General features: G+C 71.7%; 13 protein-coding genes. 3 read left to right on the top strand and 10 right to left on the bottom strand.

The annotated features are described in order from the left end of the window. Window positions 1-3: 3 nt before the first annotated feature. The 4 genes from IO33_RS0100705 to hrcA all read right to left on the bottom strand — a co-directional run bounded on the left by IO33_RS0100705 (window position 4) and on the right by hrcA (window position 4,159). On the bottom strand, window positions 4-756 hold the full coding sequence (locus tag IO33_RS0100705; RefSeq protein WP_031158808.1) for a 16S rRNA (uracil(1498)-N(3))-methyltransferase: 753 nt from the start codon (window positions 754-756) through the stop codon (window positions 4-6). Continuing rightward, window positions 756-1,871 carry a nitronate monooxygenase gene (locus IO33_RS0100700; protein WP_031158806.1) on the bottom strand — a complete coding sequence of 372 codons (1,116 nt, stop codon included), beginning with the start codon at window positions 1,869-1,871 and terminating at the stop codon, window positions 756-758. Before IO33_RS0100700 ends, IO33_RS0100705 begins: the two co-directional genes overlap by 1 nt. A 134-nt stretch (window positions 1,872-2,005) precedes the next feature. Further along, entirely contained in the window at window positions 2,006-3,142 is a 1,137-nt protein-coding gene (gene dnaJ / locus IO33_RS0100695) for a molecular chaperone DnaJ (RefSeq protein WP_031158804.1), read from the bottom strand. After that, complete coding sequence (gene hrcA / locus IO33_RS0100690) at window positions 3,143-4,159, bottom strand: heat-inducible transcriptional repressor HrcA (protein WP_031158801.1); 1,017 nt, start codon at window positions 4,157-4,159, stop codon at window positions 3,143-3,145. It abuts the gene before it with no gap. A 163-nt stretch (window positions 4,160-4,322) separates the two neighbouring features. Between hrcA and IO33_RS0100685 the strand changes: the two genes are divergently transcribed. Next, a complete protein-coding gene (locus IO33_RS0100685; protein WP_031158799.1) occupies window positions 4,323-5,045 on the top strand; it encodes an MBL fold metallo-hydrolase in 723 nt (240 codons plus the stop codon). 34 nt (window positions 5,046-5,079) lie between these two features. Next, entirely contained in the window at window positions 5,080-5,952 is an 873-nt protein-coding gene (locus IO33_RS0100680) for a DUF3097 domain-containing protein (RefSeq protein WP_051926341.1), read from the top strand. Here IO33_RS0100680 and IO33_RS0100675 read toward each other — a convergent pair. The 5 genes from IO33_RS0100675 to lepA all read right to left on the bottom strand — a co-directional run bounded on the left by IO33_RS0100675 (window position 5,930) and on the right by lepA (window position 13,893). Continuing rightward, complete coding sequence (locus tag IO33_RS0100675; protein ID WP_031158795.1) at window positions 5,930-6,508, bottom strand: Uma2 family endonuclease; 579 nt, start codon at window positions 6,506-6,508, stop codon at window positions 5,930-5,932. The genes IO33_RS0100680 and IO33_RS0100675 overlap by 23 nt on opposite strands. Window positions 6,509-6,607: 99 nt before the next feature. Beyond that, complete coding sequence (gene hemW, locus IO33_RS0100670) at window positions 6,608-7,840, bottom strand: radical SAM family heme chaperone HemW (RefSeq protein WP_031158793.1); 1,233 nt, start codon at window positions 7,838-7,840, stop codon at window positions 6,608-6,610. Between the two features lie 27 nt (window positions 7,841-7,867). Beyond that, window positions 7,868-9,688, bottom strand: coding sequence for a SpoIIE family protein phosphatase (locus IO33_RS0100665; protein ID WP_031158791.1), 1,821 nt, complete (start codon window positions 9,686-9,688; stop codon window positions 7,868-7,870). A gap of 194 nt (window positions 9,689-9,882) precedes the next feature. Then, the gene (locus tag IO33_RS0100660; protein WP_031158788.1) at window positions 9,883-11,757 is read right to left on the bottom strand and encodes an AMP-dependent synthetase/ligase; all 1,875 of its coding nucleotides are present in this window, start codon (window positions 11,755-11,757) and stop codon (window positions 9,883-9,885) included. Window positions 11,758-12,018: 261 nt separating this feature from the next. Then, the gene (gene lepA / locus IO33_RS0100655; RefSeq protein WP_031158786.1) at window positions 12,019-13,893 is read right to left on the bottom strand and encodes a translation elongation factor 4; all 1,875 of its coding nucleotides are present in this window, start codon (window positions 13,891-13,893) and stop codon (window positions 12,019-12,021) included. A gap of 226 nt (window positions 13,894-14,119) precedes the next feature. Between lepA and rpsT the strand changes: the two genes are divergently transcribed. Continuing rightward, the gene (rpsT, locus tag IO33_RS0100650) at window positions 14,120-14,386 is read left to right on the top strand and encodes a 30S ribosomal protein S20 (protein WP_031158784.1); all 267 of its coding nucleotides are present in this window, start codon (window positions 14,120-14,122) and stop codon (window positions 14,384-14,386) included. Between the two features lie 538 nt (window positions 14,387-14,924). Here rpsT and holA read toward each other — a convergent pair. Further along, entirely contained in the window at window positions 14,925-15,914 is a 990-nt protein-coding gene (holA, locus tag IO33_RS0100645; protein WP_031158781.1) for a DNA polymerase III subunit delta, read from the bottom strand. Window positions 15,915-15,974: the final 60 nt, after the last annotated feature.

Below are 15,974 nucleotides of genomic sequence, written 5' to 3'. Positions count from 1 at the left end.
GTGTCAGGACCAGCGGCCGGTGCGGCCCAGCAGCAGGGCCACGGCGGCGGTGCCGGCGGTGGATGTACGCAACACACTAGGACCGAGCACGCACGCCTTGGCTCCCGCCTCCTCGAAGAGCGCCAACTCGTCCCGGGCGACGCCGCCTTCGGGGCCGACGACCAGCACGATCTCGCCCTCGGCGGGGAGTTGCGCGGTGGCCAGCGGCTCGCTGACGTGCTCGAAGTCGGAGTGCAGCACCGCGGCGAAGTCGGCCTTGGCGAGAAGTGCGGCGACCTGCTTGGTGCTTGCCGCGTCCGTGACCTCCGGGAAGCGCAGCCGACGGGACTGCTTGCCGGCCTCGCGCGCGGTGGCCCGCCACTTGGCGAGTGCCTTCAGGCCCCGCTCGCCCTTCCACTGGGTGATGCAGCGGGCGGCCTGCCAGGGCACGATCGCGTCGACACCGGTCTCCGTCATGGTCTCCACGGCCAGCTCGCCGCGGTCGCCCTTGGGCAGGGCCTGGACGACGGTGATCCGGGGGCTCGGCTCGGGTTCCACGGGGAACTCGAACGGCTCGACGACCAGGTGGTCCTTGCCCGACACACTGACGACGACCCCGGCCGCGCCCCGGCCCCTGCCGTCCGTCAGCACCACGTCCTCGCCGGGCTGCAACCGCCGTACGGAGACCGCGTGCCGCCCCTCCGGGCCCTCGACGTCGACGACCGAGCCCGGGCCCACGCCCTCCAGCGAGTCGACGACGAACACCGGCGCGGTCATCACAGGCCTCCCTTGGCCGACAACGCTGTCCTGGCGGCGTCGAGTTCCTCGGCCAGGACCTCCACCAGCCGCCCGGCCGGCAGCTCGCGGGCCATCCGGTGGCCCTGGCCCGCCCACAGCGCCATGCCCTGCGCGTCCCCGGCCTTGGCGGCGGCCTTGCGCAGCGGCGAGGTGAGGTGGTGGATCTCGGGGTAGGCGGCGGGGGCGTACGGGCCGTGCTCGCGCACGAAGCGGTTGACCAGTCCGCGGGCCGGTCTGCCGGAGAAGGCACGGGTCAGCTCGGTGCGCACGAACAGCGGGTTGGTCAGCGCCTGTTTGTACACGGCCGCGGCGCCGGACTCGGGCGTGGCGAGGAAGGCGGTGCCCAGCTGGGCCGCGCTGGCTCCGGCCGCGAGGACGGCGGCGATCTGGCCGCCGCGCATGATGCCGCCGGCGGCGACGATCGGGATGCGCACGGCCTCCCGGATCTGCGCGACCAGCGAGAGCAGTCCGATGCCGGAGCCGTCGTTCTCGGCGAGGTCCCGGTGGGTTCCCTGGTGCCCGCCGGCCTCCACGCCCTGCGCGATCACCGCGTCCGCGCCGGCCCGCTCGACCGCCCGGGCCTCCTCCGCGGTGGTGGCGGTGACCAGCGTGAAGGTGCCGGCCCGGCGCAGTTTGTCGAACACCTCGCGGCCGGGCACACCGAAGTGGAAGGAGACCACCGGCACCGGGTTGTCGAGGAGCACGGCGAGCTTGGCGTCGTAGCCGTCGTCCCGGCCGCTGTCCGGGTCGCCAAGCTCGGTCTCGTACCAGGCGGCCTCGCCGGCCAACTGGTGGGCGTAGACCTCGACCGCACCGGAAGGGGGCACGGCGGCTGCCGCTCCGGTGGGGCCGGTGGCCGCGCCGGGGTACTCGGGCTGCGGCATGAACACGTTGACGCCGAAGGGGCGGCTCGTGAGCCCCCGCAGCTGCTTGATCTCCTGGTACATGCCGTCGGCGGTCTTGTATCCGGCGGCGAGGAACCCGAGGCCACCGGCCTCGGAGACGGCGGCGACGAGCTGCGGGACGGAGACTCCGCCCGCCATGGGGGCCTGCACGATCGGGTGGGGGAAGAGACCGGTCAGCGCGGAGGACATGACCGCATGTTGTCACGTCCTTCGAACAAGTCCGAATCGGGGCTTCCCGCGGCATAGGACAACGGCATACGGGGTGCCGCGGCACCCCGTACCGCACGTCCGAGCGCCCGTGGAACGCCGTCCGCCAGCCGCCGTCAGCGACCGTTGAACGCGTCCTTCAACCGCGAGAACAACCCCTGCTGCCCGGGCTGGAACTGCCCCTGGGGCCGCTCCTCGCCGCGCAGCTTGGCCAGCTCGCGCAGCAGGCGCTCCTGCTCCGGGTCCAGCTTGGTCGGGGTCTGCACCTCGACGTGCACGATCAGGTCGCCCCGGCCGCCGCCGCGCAGGTGCGTGACACCCCGGTTGTGCAGCGGGATCGACTGGCCGGACTGGGTGCCGGGCCGGATGTCGACCTCCTCCATGCCGTCCAGGGTCTCCAGCGGCACCTTGGTGCCGAGCGCCGCCGCTGTCATCGGGATCGTCACCGTGCAGTGCAGGTCGTCGCCGCGCCGCTGGAACATCGCGTGCGGGAGCTCGTGGATCTCGACGTAGAGGTCACCGGCGGGACCGCCGCCGGGGCCCACCTCGCCCTCGCCGGCGAGCTGGATCCGCGTGCCGTTGTCGACACCGGCCGGGATCTTGACGGTCAGCGTCCGGCGCGAGCGGACGCGGCCGTCGCCGGCGCACTCCGGGCACGGCGTCGGCACGACGGTGCCGAAGCCCTGGCACTGGGGGCAGGGCCGCGAGGTCATGACCTGGCCCAGGAAGGACCGGGTGACCTGGGAGACCTCACCGCGGCCGCGGCACATGTCACACGTCTGGGCGGAGGTGCCCGGCGCCGCGCCCTCGCCGTTGCAGGTGTTGCAGACGATCGCGGTGTCGACCTGGATGTCCTTGGTGGTCCCGAAGGCCGCCTCGTCCAGCTCGACCTCGATGCGGATCATCGCGTCCTGGCCGCGCCGGGTGCGCGAGCGCGGGCCGCGCTGCGACGCCGTACCGAAGAACGCGTCCATGATGTCGGAGAAGTTGCCGAAGCCACCCGCCCCGAATCCGCCCGCGCCGGCCCCGCCCGCCTGCGAGAGGGGGTCGCCGCCGAGGTCGTAGACCTGCTTCTTCTGCGGGTCCGACAGCACCTCGTAAGCGGCGTTGATCTCCTTGAACCGCTCCTGGGTCTTCGGATCCGGGTTGACGTCCGGGTGCAGCTCGCGCGCGAGCCGACGGAACGCCTTCTTGATCTCATCCTGCGACGCGTCGCGGCGCACGCCGAGAACGGCGTAGTAGTCCGTGGCCACTTACGACTCCGCCAGGATCTGTCCGACGTACCGTGCCACTGCGCGTACCGCTCCCATCGTTCCCGGGTAGTCCATGCGGGTCGGTCCGACCACGCCGAGCTTGGCAACCGCCTCGCCGCCCGAACCGTAGCCCACCGACACCACCGAGGTGGAGTTGAGTCCCTCATGGGCGTTCTCGTGCCCGATGCGCACCGTCACGCCCGGATCCTTCGCCTCGCCGAGGAGCTTGAGGAGCACGACCTGCTCCTCCAGGGCCTCCAGGACGGGCCGGATCGTGAGGGGAAAGTCATGCCCGAAGCGGGTGAGATTGGCGGTACCGCCGATCATCAGCCGCTCCTCGTTCTCCTCGACGAGTGTCTCCAGGAGAGTGGAGAGCACCGTCGAGACCGTACCGCGGTCCTCGGCCTCGAAGGCCTCCGGCAGGTCCTCGACCAGCTTCGGCACGTCCGTGAACCGGCGGCCCGCGACCCGGCTGTTCAGCCGCGCGCGCAGATCGGCGAGCGAGCTCTCGCCGAACGGCGCCGGGCAGTCGACCATCCGCTGCTCGACCCGTCCGGTGTCCGTGATCAGCACGAGCATCACGCGCGCGGGAGCGAGCGAGAGCAGCTCCACGTGCCGGACGGTGGACCGGGTCAGGGACGGGTACTGCACGACGGCGACCTGCCGGGTGAGCTGCGCGAGCAGCCGCACCGTCCGCGCCACGACGTCGTCGAGGTCGACGGCGCCCTCCAGGAAGTTCTGGATGGCCCGCCGCTCGGGCGCCGTCATCGGCTTGACGCCCGCGAGCTTGTCCACGAACAGCCGGTAGCCCCGGTCGGTGGGGATGCGCCCCGCGCTGGTGTGCGGCTGCGCGATGTACCCCTCGTCCTCCAGGGCCGCCATGTCGTTGCGGACCGTCGCCGGGGAGACCCCGAGGTTGTGCCGCTCGGTCAGGGCCTTCGACCCGACCGGCTCCTCGGTGCCGACGTAGTCCTGGACGATGGCGCGCAGTACCTGAAGCCTGCGTTCACTCAGCATTCGCGCGCACCTCCAGCACGTCGTCCCCTCTGTCCCGCGATTCCGTCCGCCTGGCACTCTTCGTATGTGAGTGCCAGCGTTCCAGCGCCCAGTGTACGGCTGTCGGGTACACCCAGGGCAAGGTCGGTACGGTCACGGGGGCTCGTGCAGCTAGCGTCGCGGTATGACGGTGACTTGGGAAGAGCTGGGGTGGGAGCGGCTGGCCGCCGGGATCGGGCGGTGCCGCCTGCCCGGCTGGGACTGCACGGCCGGACTGGTCCTCGGGGAGGGCGCGGCACTGATGGTGGACGCCGGCTCCAGCCTGGCCGAGGGGGCGCGGCTGCGGGCCCAGGCCGAGGCACTGACCGGCGGCCGTGTGACCCATCTCGCGCTGACCCACCCCCACTTCGACCATGTCCTCGGGGCGGCGGCGATGGCGGGCGCGGAGGTGTACGGGGCGGTGGGCCTGGACGCGGTCCTCACGCACGAGCGGGAGGACCTGCGCCGGGACGCGATCACAAACGGCCTGCCGGCCGCGGCGGCCGACGAGGCGGTGGACGCGCTGGCCCCGCCCCGGCACCTGGTCTCGGGCGAGTGGACGCTGGACCTCGGGGGCGGCCGCCAGGCGCTGTTGGCGAACGTGGGCCCGGGGCACACGGCCCACGATCTCGTGGTGCTCGTGCCGGGGGATCCGGAGGTGGTCTTCTGCGGCGACCTGGTCGAGGAGTCCGGCGAGCCCCAGGCGGGTCCGGACGCGGTCCCGGCCCGCTGGCCGGACGCGCTCGACCGGCTGCTGGCCCTGGGCGGCGAGGACGCGGTGTACGTGCCCGGTCACGGAGCGGTGGTGGACGCGGCGTTCGTGCGCCGGCAACGTGACGAGCTGGCCCGCCGCTTCGGCGTGTCGTGACACCTGGGTGCCGGCTTCTCCTATCGTCATCCGAATGCGCCCACCCGTCTCCCGCCACCACCCCTCCGACGGGGGCCCTTCGGGCCCGCGCCCTCGTTCGTACTCCGCCGACCTGACCCCGCCGTGGAAGAAGCAGAAGCCCGCGCCGGAGGTGGCGGCGGAGCCGGGCCTGGTGGTGGAGGAGCCCGGCACCGGGTTCTGCGGGGCGGTGATCCGCTGCGAGGCGGGCACGGTGACCCTGGAGGACCGCTTCGGCAAGCACCGGGTGTTCCCGCTGGAGCCGCGGGGCTTCCTGCTGGAGGGGCGGGTGGTGACGCTGGTCCGCCCGTCGTCCCCGGGTCCGGTACGTCCCACCCGTACCGCCTCCGGTTCCGTCGCCGTCCCCGGCGCCCGCGCCCGCGTGGCCCGGGCCGGCCGTATCTACGTCGAGGGCCGGCACGACGCCGAGCTGGTGGAGAAGGTGTGGGGCGACGACCTGCGCATCGAGGGCGTGGTGGTGGAGTACCTGGAGGGGGTGGACGACCTGCCGTCGATCGTGTCGTCCTTCGCACCGGGTCCGGACGCGCGCCTGGGCGTCCTCGTGGACCACCTGGTCCCCGGCACCAAGGAGTGGCGGATCGCGGAGTCGGTCACCAGCGAGCACGCGCTGGTGGTCGGTCACCCGTACATCGACATCTGGGAGGCCGTGAAGCCGGTCGCCCTGGGGATCGAGGCCTGGCCGAAGGTGCCGCGCGGGCAGGACTGGAAGACGGGCGTGTGCCAGGCGCTGGGGTGGCCGTCGGAGAACACCGGGGCGGTGTGGCAGGCGATCCTGAAGCGGGTGGGATCCTACAGGGATCTGGAGCCGGCGTTGCTGGGGCGGGTGGAGGAACTGATCGACTTCGTCACGGGTAGCGGTGGGGCCTGACGTCGGGGAACGTTCCGAACTCGGTGGTGTCCAGTTCGAGCTCCAGATCCTCCAGCGGCAGCGGTGCCCCGAACTTGGTGATCTGCTGCCTCTGGTAGTCGGCGTTCTCCCCCTTCCCGACGGGCCGCGTCAGCACGACACACTGCGCCATGATCGGGTCCACGATGAGGTAGACGGGGATCCCGCCTGCCGCGTAGATGGAGCGCTTGACGGAGTAATCCCGCTCGACGCTGGTCTTCGACACCACCTCAACGACCATCGTGATGAGGCCGGCCGGGAGAAGCCGTCCCGAAGCGGGCAGGATTTCGGGAGCAACGACCACGAGATCCGGGACGGGCTCACTGGCTTCGTCGACGATGTCGACGTCCTGTGTTTGAAGGCTGTACCAGTGCTCAAGAGGGATCTGCCTGCCGAGCAGCATCACGATCAGGTTATGGACCAGGTCCGGGCTGGCCATCATCACGACTTCCCCCCGCAGGAGCTCCACCTTGAGTCCGTCGGGCGGCTCGAACCCCGCGAAGAACTCTGCGACTCCACGTTCGTCCACAGCGGTCATCTCCGTGGCCTCCACATTCGCCGCGTACTGTCAGCGGCAGCCTACGAACCAGGTTAGGGACCGAACCGGCGTTCCGGGGGGATTCACCCGCCGGAGTGATCAGTCCACCAGATCCCGAACCACCGCGTCCGCCAGCAGCCGCCCCCGCAGCGTCAGCACAGCCCGCCCCTCGCCGTACGGCCCGTCCTGAAGGAGCCCCTCCCCCAGCGCGCGCCGGGACGCCGCAAGTCCTTCCTCCTTCAGCAGGGCCAGCGGCACCCCCTCCGTCAGCCGCAGCTCCAGCAGGATCCGCTCCACCCGCCGGTCCTCGTCGGACAGCAGCTCACGCCCGGCCCCCGGCGACTTCCCCGATGCCAGCGCCGCCGCATACGCCCCCGGGTGCTTGACGTTCCACCAGCGCACCCCGCCCACGTGCGAGTGCGCCCCGGGGCCCGCGCCCCACCAGTCGGCGCCGCGCCAGTACAGCTCGTTGTGCAGGCAGCGGCCCGCCTCGGAGGTGGCCCAGTTGGAGACCTCGTACCAGTCGAAGCCCGCCGCCGACAGGGCCTCCTCGGCGATCAGATAGCGGTCGGCGTGCACGTCGTCGTCGGTCATCGGGACCTCGCCCCGGCGGATCCGGCGGGCCAGCTGGGTGCCCTCCTCGACGATGAGCGCGTACGCGCTGACGTGGTCGGGCCCCGCCCCGATCGCCGCCTCCAGCGAGGCCCGCCAGTCGTCGTCGCTCTCGCCCGGGGTGCCGTAGATCAGGTCGAGGTTGACGTGCTCGAAGCCCGCCGCCCGTGCCTCGGCGACGCACGCCTCGGGGCGGCCGGGGGTGTGGGTGCGGTCGAGGATCCTCAGCACGTGCTGCCGCGCGCTCTGCATGCCGAAGGAGATCCGGTTGAAGCCGCCCTCCCGGAGCGTGGCGAGGTACGCGGGGTCGACGGACTCCGGGTTCGCCTCGGTCGTGATCTCGGCGTCCGGCGCCAGTCCGAACTCGTCGCGGATCGCTCCCAGCATCCGTACGAGATCGTCCGCGGCCAGCAGCGTAGGCGTACCGCCGCCGACGAAGACCGTACGGACCTCGCGCGGGTCGTCGCCGAGCACCTTGCGCGCGAGCCGGATCTCGTCCGTCAGCGTGTCCGCGTAGTTGTCACGGGAGGCCAGTACGCCGCCCGTGCCGCGCAGCTCGGTCGCGGTGTAGGTGTTGAAGTCGCAGTAGCCGCAGCGGGTCGCGCAGTACGGGACGTGCAGATAGAAACCGAGCGGGCGGTGGGCGGCCCCGGCGAGCGCGGATGCGGGCAGCGCGCCGTCGGCGGGGACGGGCTCGCCGTCGGGCAGGGCGGAAGGCATGTCCTCCATTGTCCAGCACCGGCGCGGTTACTCCGCCTGCAGCACCAGCAGGGCGAGGTCGTCCTCGGGCAGGCCCCCGCCGAAGTCGTGCACCATGCGGCGGATCCTTTCGGCGATCAGCTCGGCGCTGAGCCCGGCGCAGCCGGACAGGGCGCGGGCGAGGCCGTCGCCGTCGTCGAACTGGCGCGGGCCGGAACGCCGCTCGGTCACCCCGTCGGTGACGCACAGCAGGCTGTCGCCGGGCCGCAGGTCGAGCGTCTCGCTGGTGTAGGTCTCGTCCTCGACGACGCCGAGCAGGGTCTGCGGGCGGGCGGCGGTGCGTACGGTGCCGTCGGGGCCGAGGACGAGCGGCAGCGGGTGGCCGGCGGAGGCGAGCGTGCAGCGGACCCCGCCGCCCTCGTAGGGGGTCAGCTCGCCGTAGAGCAGGGACAGGAAACGGGTCTGCGGGCCGTCTCCGGGGGCCACGGGGCGGCCGCCCGCGGTGACCAGGGCGCGGGCGGCGGCGTCGGCGGCCTCGATGGCGTCGTCCAGGAGGAGCTGGTTGAGGCGGTCGAGGACGTCGGCGACGCGGTAGCCCTCGCGGGCGAGGAGGCGGAGCCAGGGGCGGGCGAGGCCGATCACGACCGCCGCCTCGGGGCCCTTGCCCTGGACGTCGCCGACGGCGAAGCACCAGCGGCCGTCGCCGGCCGGGAACAGGTCGTAGAAATCGCCGCTGGGGCCGCCCTTGTCGCAGGGTTCGTACACGAGCGCGCTGCTCACGCCCGGGATCTCGGCGACCGCGCCGGGCAGCAGGCCGCGCTGCAGGACGGCGCTGATGGTGGCCTGGCGGGCATACTGGCGGGCCGCGCCGATGGCGAGGGCGACCCGGCGGCTGAGGTCTTCCACGAGCCCGGTGACCTCGTCGGGGAAGCCGAGCGGCCCGCACCGGCCGATCACCAGCGTGCCGACCGGCCGGCCTCCCGCGATCAGCCGGAACGCCAGCGCCGTGCCGTCGCTGCCCTGCGGGCCGAGCGCGTGCCCGGGCCAGGGGTACGGCTCGGGACCGGAGCGCAGCCCGTCGCGTGGGCAGGGCGGCTCCTTGTCCAGAGCGCAGCGCAGTTCCTCGACGCCGCTCTCGCTGGCGTGCCAGACCCGGTCGGGGCCGCCCGCACCGCCCCGCACGGTCGCCTCGTCCTCCAGCCAGACGGCGCACCAGTCGGCGAGCCGGGGGACGATGAGCTGCCCGGTGAGGGCGGTGACCAGGTTCTCGTCCAGCTGCCCGGCGAGCAGGTCGGAGGCCTCGGCGAGGAAGGACAGCGCGGCCCGGCCGAGCCACTCCCGGTCGCCGTCGACGCGGGGCGGTTGCGGGGCGAGGTCCTCGGCGACCTCCAGGGCCGCGTCCGGCACCGGGGTGTCCGGGTCCTCGACACCGCCGGGGGGCAGCCGCGCCCAGACCGTCTTGGCGCCGGCGCGATAGGTGACGCCCCAGGACTCGGCGAGCGTGGTGACCAGCCGCAGGCCGCGCCCGTACTCGGGGGTGTCGTACGGCCCCTCGGTGCCCAGGGCGTCGCGCGGGGCGCGGGAGGGATGGCGGTCGCCCACCTCCACGACGAACGCGCCGGTCTCCTCCAGCCGCCAGTCGATCTCCACGTCCGTACCGGCGTGCACGACGGCATTGGTGACCAGCTCGCTGACGACGGCCATCGCGTCGTCGACGAGCCGGGCCGAGACCCCGGGCGCCTCGGCCAGCGCGGCCCGCACCAGCGCACGGGCGGACCCGGGTGCCAGGGGGCTTCCGGGCAGCGTCGTCCGCCCCCTGGTCTCCCTGGCCCGGGGCTCACTCTCCCGCTGCGTCGGTATGGCCGCCATGTCCATGCGGCCCAGGGTGACAGACCGGGGGCACGCATAAGCGGTGGGTTACCGAAATGGACAGAAGAGGGCGACTTTTGAGCGCAGGCGAGCACAATCACCCACGGGCCGCGGGGCCGTGCCGGCATACGGCCCCGCCGCGGGGGCGCGACCAGCCACGAACGGCCCGCGGCCCCCGCTCACCGCACCGTCCCCTACTTCTCCCGCGCCCCGGCGTACATCTCGTCGATGAGGTGCTTGTACTCCCGCTCCACCACGGGCCGCTTCAGCTTCAGGCTCGGCGTGATCTCCCCGTGCTCCACATCGAGGTCGCGCGGCAGCAGCCGGAACTTCTTGATGGTCTGCCACTTCTGCAGCCCCGCGTTGAGCTGCCGCACATACCCGTCGACCATCTCCACCGTCTGGGGCGCGGCGACGATCTCGGCGTACGCCCTGCCCTCCAGGCCGTTCTCCTTCGCCCAGTCCAGCAGCGCGGGCTCGTCCAGGGCGATGAGGGCGGTGCAGTAGTTCCGGTCGGCGCCGTGCACCAGGATGTTGGAGACGTACGGGCACACGCCCTTGAACTGGCCCTCGACCTCGGCCGGGGCGACGTACTTGCCGCCGGAGGTCTTGATCAGGTCCTTCTTGCGGTCGGTGATGCGGAGGTAGCCGTCGGGGGACAGCTCGCCGATGTCACCGGTGTGGAACCAGCCGTCGGACTCCAGCACCTCGGCGGTCTTCTCGGGCAGCCCGTGGTAGCCCTCCATGATGCCGGGGCCGCGCAGCAGGATCTCGCCGTCGTCGGCGATCCGCACCTCCGTGCCGGGCAGCGGCTTGCCGACCGTGCCGGTGCGGTAGGCCTCGCCGGGGTTGACGAAGGAGGCGGCGGAGGACTCGGTGAGTCCGTAGCCCTCCAGGATGTGGATGCCGGCGCCGGCGAAGAAGTAGCCGATCTCGGGCGCGAGCGCGGAGGCGCCGGAGACACAGGCACGCAGCCGGCCGCCGAAGGCCTCGCGGAGCTTGGAGTAGACGAGCGTGTCGGCGACCTTGTGCTTGGCGGCCAGCCCGAAGGGCGCCGAGTGGCTGCCGGTGCGGCGGAAGTTGTCCTGGGTGACCTTGGCGTACTCGCGGGCGACCTCGGCGGCCCACTGGAAGATCTTGTACTTGGCCGGGCCGCCCTCGCGGGCCTTGGCGGCGACGCCGTTGTAGACCTTCTCGAAGATGCGCGGCACGGCCGCCATGTACGTCGGCTGCACCACCGGAAGGTTCTCGATGATCTTGTCGACGCGGCCGTCGACGGCGGTGACGTGGCCGACCTCGATCTGGCCGGAGGTGAGCACCTTGCCGAAGACGTGCGCCAGCGGCAGCCACAGGTACTGCACGTCGTCCATGGTGACCAGGCCGGTCGAGGCGATCGCCCGCGCCATGTACGCCCAGTTGTCGTGCGGCAGGCGCACGCCCTTGGGGCGGCCGGTGGTACCGGAGGTGTAGATGAGGGTGGCGAGCTGGTCCCTGGTGATCGCGCCGACCCGCTCCTTGATCAGCTGCGGGTGCTGCTCCAGGTAGGCGGCGCCGCGCCGCTCCAGCTCGGCGAGGGTGATCACCCAGTCGCTCGTCTCGGCGCCGGCCGCGTCGATGACGACGACCTTGGTGAGGTCGGGCAGCTCGGCGCGCTTCTCCAGGGCCTTGGCGGCCTGGGCCGCGTCCTCGGCGATCAGCACCCGGCTCTCGGAGTCGGAGAGGATGAACGCCGACTCGTCCGCGTTGGTCTGCGGGTAGATGGTGGTCGTCGCGCCGCCCGCGCACATGATGCCGAGGTCGGCGAGGAGCCACTCGACGCGGGTGGAGGAGGCGAGGGCCACCCGCTGCTCGGGCTGCACGCCCAGTTCGACGAGACCGGCCGCGATCGCGTACACCCGCTCGGCCGCCTGCGCCCAGCTGAGCGACTTCCATTCGTCGGGGCCCTGGCCGGAGGCGGGCGGCACCGGGTAGCGGTAGGCCTCGGCGTCCGGTGTGGCCGCCACGCGCTCCAGGAAGAGGGCCGCCACGGACGGCGGACGGTTCTCGATCAGGGTCTGTGTGTCGCTCACGACATCCTCCGGGGGCCCGCGACGGTGCGGCTGACTCGGTGCGGCTGGGTTAACTCACGGTGGGGGTTCGAGCTGTTGTTTAACTCGCGAGTAACTATCGAGCAGGGATCAGAGTAAGCCGCGACCGGCCGCTGCGTAAGGGGCATCGGCCTGTCACTTTCCACGCAGAGCGACCCTACGCACGCGTAGGGGCCCGCCGCACTTTCGTACGACAGGCCCCCACGCGCCCGTTTTGCGGACACCAGCGGTTGTTACCGATGGTTACTTCTTGCCCTTGGCCGACCCCGCGCTGTCATCGCTGGACAGGACGGCGATGAAGGCTTCCTGCGGAACCTCCACGGAACCCACCATCTTCATCCGCTTCTTGCCTTCCTTCTGCTTCTCCAGCAGCTTCCGCTTACGGGAGATGTCACCGCCGTAGCACTTGGCGAGGACGTCCTTGCGGATGGCGCGGATGGTCTCGCGGGCGATCACCCGCGAGCCGATGGCGGCCTGCACCGGCACCTCGAAGGCCTGCCGCGGGATCAGCTCCTTGAGCTTGGCGACGAGCCGCACGCCGTACGCGTACGCCTGGTCCTTGTGGGTGATCGCCGAGAAGGCGTCGACCTTGTCGCCGTGCAGCAGGATGTCGACCTTGACCAGGGAGCTGGTCTGCTCGCCGGTGGGCTCGTAGTCCAGCGAGGCGTAGCCGCGGGTCTTGGACTTCAGCTGGTCGAAGAAGTCGAAGACGATCTCCGCGAGGGGCAGCGTGTAGCGGATCTCGACGCGGTCCTCCGAGAGGTAGTCCATGCCGAGCAGGGTGCCGCGCCGGGTCTGGCACAGTTCCATGATCGAGCCGATGAACTCGGTGGGCGCGAGGATGGTGGCCCGCACGACCGGCTCGAAGACGTCGTTGATCTTGCCCTCGGGGAACTCGCTCGGGTTGGTGACCGTGTGCTCGCTGCCGTCCTCCATGACCACGCGGTAGACCACGTTGGGGGCGGTGGCGATCAGGTCGAGGCCGAACTCGCGCTCCAGGCGCTCCCGGATCACGTCCAGGTGCAGCAGGCCGAGGAAGCCCACGCGGAAGCCGAAGCCGAGGGCCGCGGAGGTCTCCGGCTCGTAGACGAGGGCGGCGTCGTTGAGCTGGAGCTTGTCCAGGGCCTCGCGCAGTTCCGGATAGTCGGAACCGTCGAGCGGATACAGCCCGGAGAAGACCATCGGCTTGGGGTCCTTGTACCCGCCGAGGGCCTCCGTGGCGCCCTTGCTCTGGCTGGTGACGGTGTCACCGACCTTGGACTGCCGGACGTCCTTCACACCGGTGATGAGGTAACCCACCTCACCGACGCCGAGGCCGTCGGCGGGGAGCATCTCGGGCGAGCTGACGCCGATCTCCAGCAGCTCGTGCGTGGCGCCGGTGGACATCATCCTGATGCGCTCGCGCTTGTTGAGCTGACCGTCGATGACACGGACGTACGTCACGACACCGCGGTAGGAGTCGTAGACCGAGTCGAAGATCATCGCGCGGGCGGGGGCGTCCGCGACGCCAACCGGCGGCGGGATCTCCTTGACGACCTTGTTCAGCAGCGCGTCCACGCCGAGACCGGTCTTCGCGGAGACCTTGAGGACGTCGTCCGGGTCGCAGCCGACCAGGTTCGCCAGCTCCTCGGCGAACTTCTCCGGCTGGGCGGCCGGCAGGTCGATCTTGTTCAGCACGGGGATGATCGTGAGGTCGTTCTCCATCGCCAGGTAGAGGTTGGCGAGGGTCTGCGCCTCGATGCCCTGGGCGGCGTCGACGAGGAGGATGGTCCCCTCACAGGCGGCGAGCGACCGCGAGACCTCGTAGGTGAAGTCGACGTGCCCCGGAGTGTCGATCATGTTGAGGATGTGGGCCGTGCCCTGGTCGGGGCCCTCGGTGGGGGCCCAGGGCAGACGCACCGCCTGGGACTTGATCGTGATGCCGCGCTCGCGCTCGATGTCCATCCGGTCGAGGTACTGAGCACGCATCTGCCGCTGCTCGACCACACCGGTCAGCTGGAGCATCCGGTCGGCGAGCGTGGACTTGCCGTGGTCGATGTGCGCGATGATGCAGAAATTGCGGATCAGAGCCGGGTCGGTACGGCTCGGCTCGGGCACATGGTTAGGGGTCGCGGGCACGCAGGGTCCTGTCTCTTGAGGCGCCTTATGCCTCGGGTCGGATCGATACGTAGTCTCCATGGTCCCACGCGGAGGGACCGGACACCGTTTTGGGCCGCTCGCAGGGCCACTGGTACTGTAGATGGCTGTGCCTCATGCCCTCTCAGCGCGAGGCACGTCCGAGAAATTTTGGATCACCGGTACGGGACCCGCGCGGCCCCGCACCAGAACCTGAAAAGGCTCCTTCGTGGCGAACATCAAGTCCCAGATCAAGCGGATCAAGACCAACGAGAAGGCTCGGCTGCGCAACAAGGCCGTCAAGTCCTCCCTGAAGACCGCGATCCGCAAGGCCCGTGAGGCCGCTGCCGCGGGTGACGTCGAGAAGGCCACCGAGCTGCAGCGCGCTGCCGCGCGTGCGCTCGACAAGGCCGTCTCGAAGGGCGTCATCCACAAGAACCAGGCCGCCAACAAGAAGTCGGCGCTTGCTTCCAAGGTCACGACCCTCAAGGGCTGAACTCCCTTTCTGATCTGACCGCCGGAAGGACCCAGAGCGGGCCCTCTCTCATCCGCTCCCGCCCGGCACCCCGGACTCGCACGCGGCCTGCGTTCGCCACGCGGGTGCGAGTCCAACCAGCTTGAGCCGAAGGCCCCGGTGCTCCCCCTTCCCCAGGGTGGGCACCGGGGCCTTCGGCATGGGGTGAGATGGCGACGGGGGCTGGGGGTTGGGGCCGGGACCGCTAAACCGGGGGGCCGGGACCGCTGGCCGGGGGGCCGGGATCCGCTGGCCGCTGTGCAGCGAACGGTTTCCGGGGTGGGCGGGCTGGGCCTGATGGTGAATGGGGTGGGCTGGGCTCAGTGGTGGGTGAGCTGGGCCTGGTGGTGGGTGAGCTGGGCCTGGTGGTGGGTGAGCTGGGCCCGGTGGCGGATGGGCTGAGCCCGGGAATGGCTGGGCTGAGCCCGGGAATGGCTGGGCTGGGTGAGCCGGGCGGGGGCCGGGGGCCGGGTCCCTGGCCGGAGCGCCGGCGGGGTCCTGGGGCGGAGCCCCGGCGCGCCTAACCGCGCCCGCGCGACCGGGCAGCCCTAGCGATCACCACGACGACCTTCTCCAGCGCGTACTCGGGATCGTCGCCGCCACCCTTCACGCCCGCGTCGGCCTCGGCAACGGCCCGCATCGCCACCGCCACCCCGTCCGGCGTCCACCCCCGCATCTGCTGCCGCACCCGGTCGATCTTCCACGGCGGCATGCCCAGCTCGCGCGCCAGATCGGCCGGCCGCCCCCCGCGCGCGGAGGACAGCTTCCCGATCGCCCGCACACCCTGGGCCAGCGCGCTGGTGATCATCACCGGCGCCACGCCCGTCGCCAGCGACCACCGCAGCGCCTCCAGCGCCTCCGCCGTACGCCCCTCCACGGCCCGGTCGGCGACCGTGAAGCTGGAGGCCTCGGCCCGGCCGGTGTAGTACCGGCCGACGACCGCCTCGTCGATCGTCCCCTCCGCGTCGGCGACCAGCTGGGACACCGCCGCCGCCAGCTCCCGCAGATCACTGCCGATGGCGTCGCACAGGGTCTGGCACGCCTCGGGCGTCGCCGACCGCCCCGCCGCCCGGAACTCACCGCGCACGAACGCCAGCCGGTCCGCGGGCTTGGTCATCTTCGGGCAGGCCACCTCGCGGGCCCCCGCCTTGCGCGCGGCGTCCAGCAGTCCCTTGCCCTTGGCCCCGCCCGCGTGCAGCAGCACGAGCGTGATCTCCTCGGCCGGCGCCCCGAGGTACGCCTTCACGTCCTTGACCGTGTCGGCGGACAGGTCCTGCGCATTGCGTACGACCACGACCTTCCGCTCGGCGAAGAGCGAAGGACTGGTGAGCTCGGCGAGCGTGCCGGGCTGCAACTGGTCGGGGGCGAGGTCGCGTACGTCCGTGTCGGCGTCGGCGGCCTTTGCGGCGGCCACCACCTCCCGCACGGCGCGGTCGAGCAGGAGGTCCTCCTGGCCCACGGCGAGCGTCACCGGGGCGAGAGGGTCGTCATTCGCAGTCTTCCTGGCCATCGCTCACAGCATCCCACGCGCCACTGACAACGGCCCCACACCCACGGACGTCCTCACACC

Origin of the sequence: Streptomyces durhamensis (genome assembly GCF_000725475.1) — a bacterium.
Taxonomy (GTDB): domain Bacteria; phylum Actinomycetota; class Actinomycetes; order Streptomycetales; family Streptomycetaceae; genus Streptomyces; species Streptomyces filipinensis.
The sequence above is the reverse complement of the archived record's forward strand: the minus strand, read 5'-3'. Positions and strand labels throughout refer to the sequence as shown.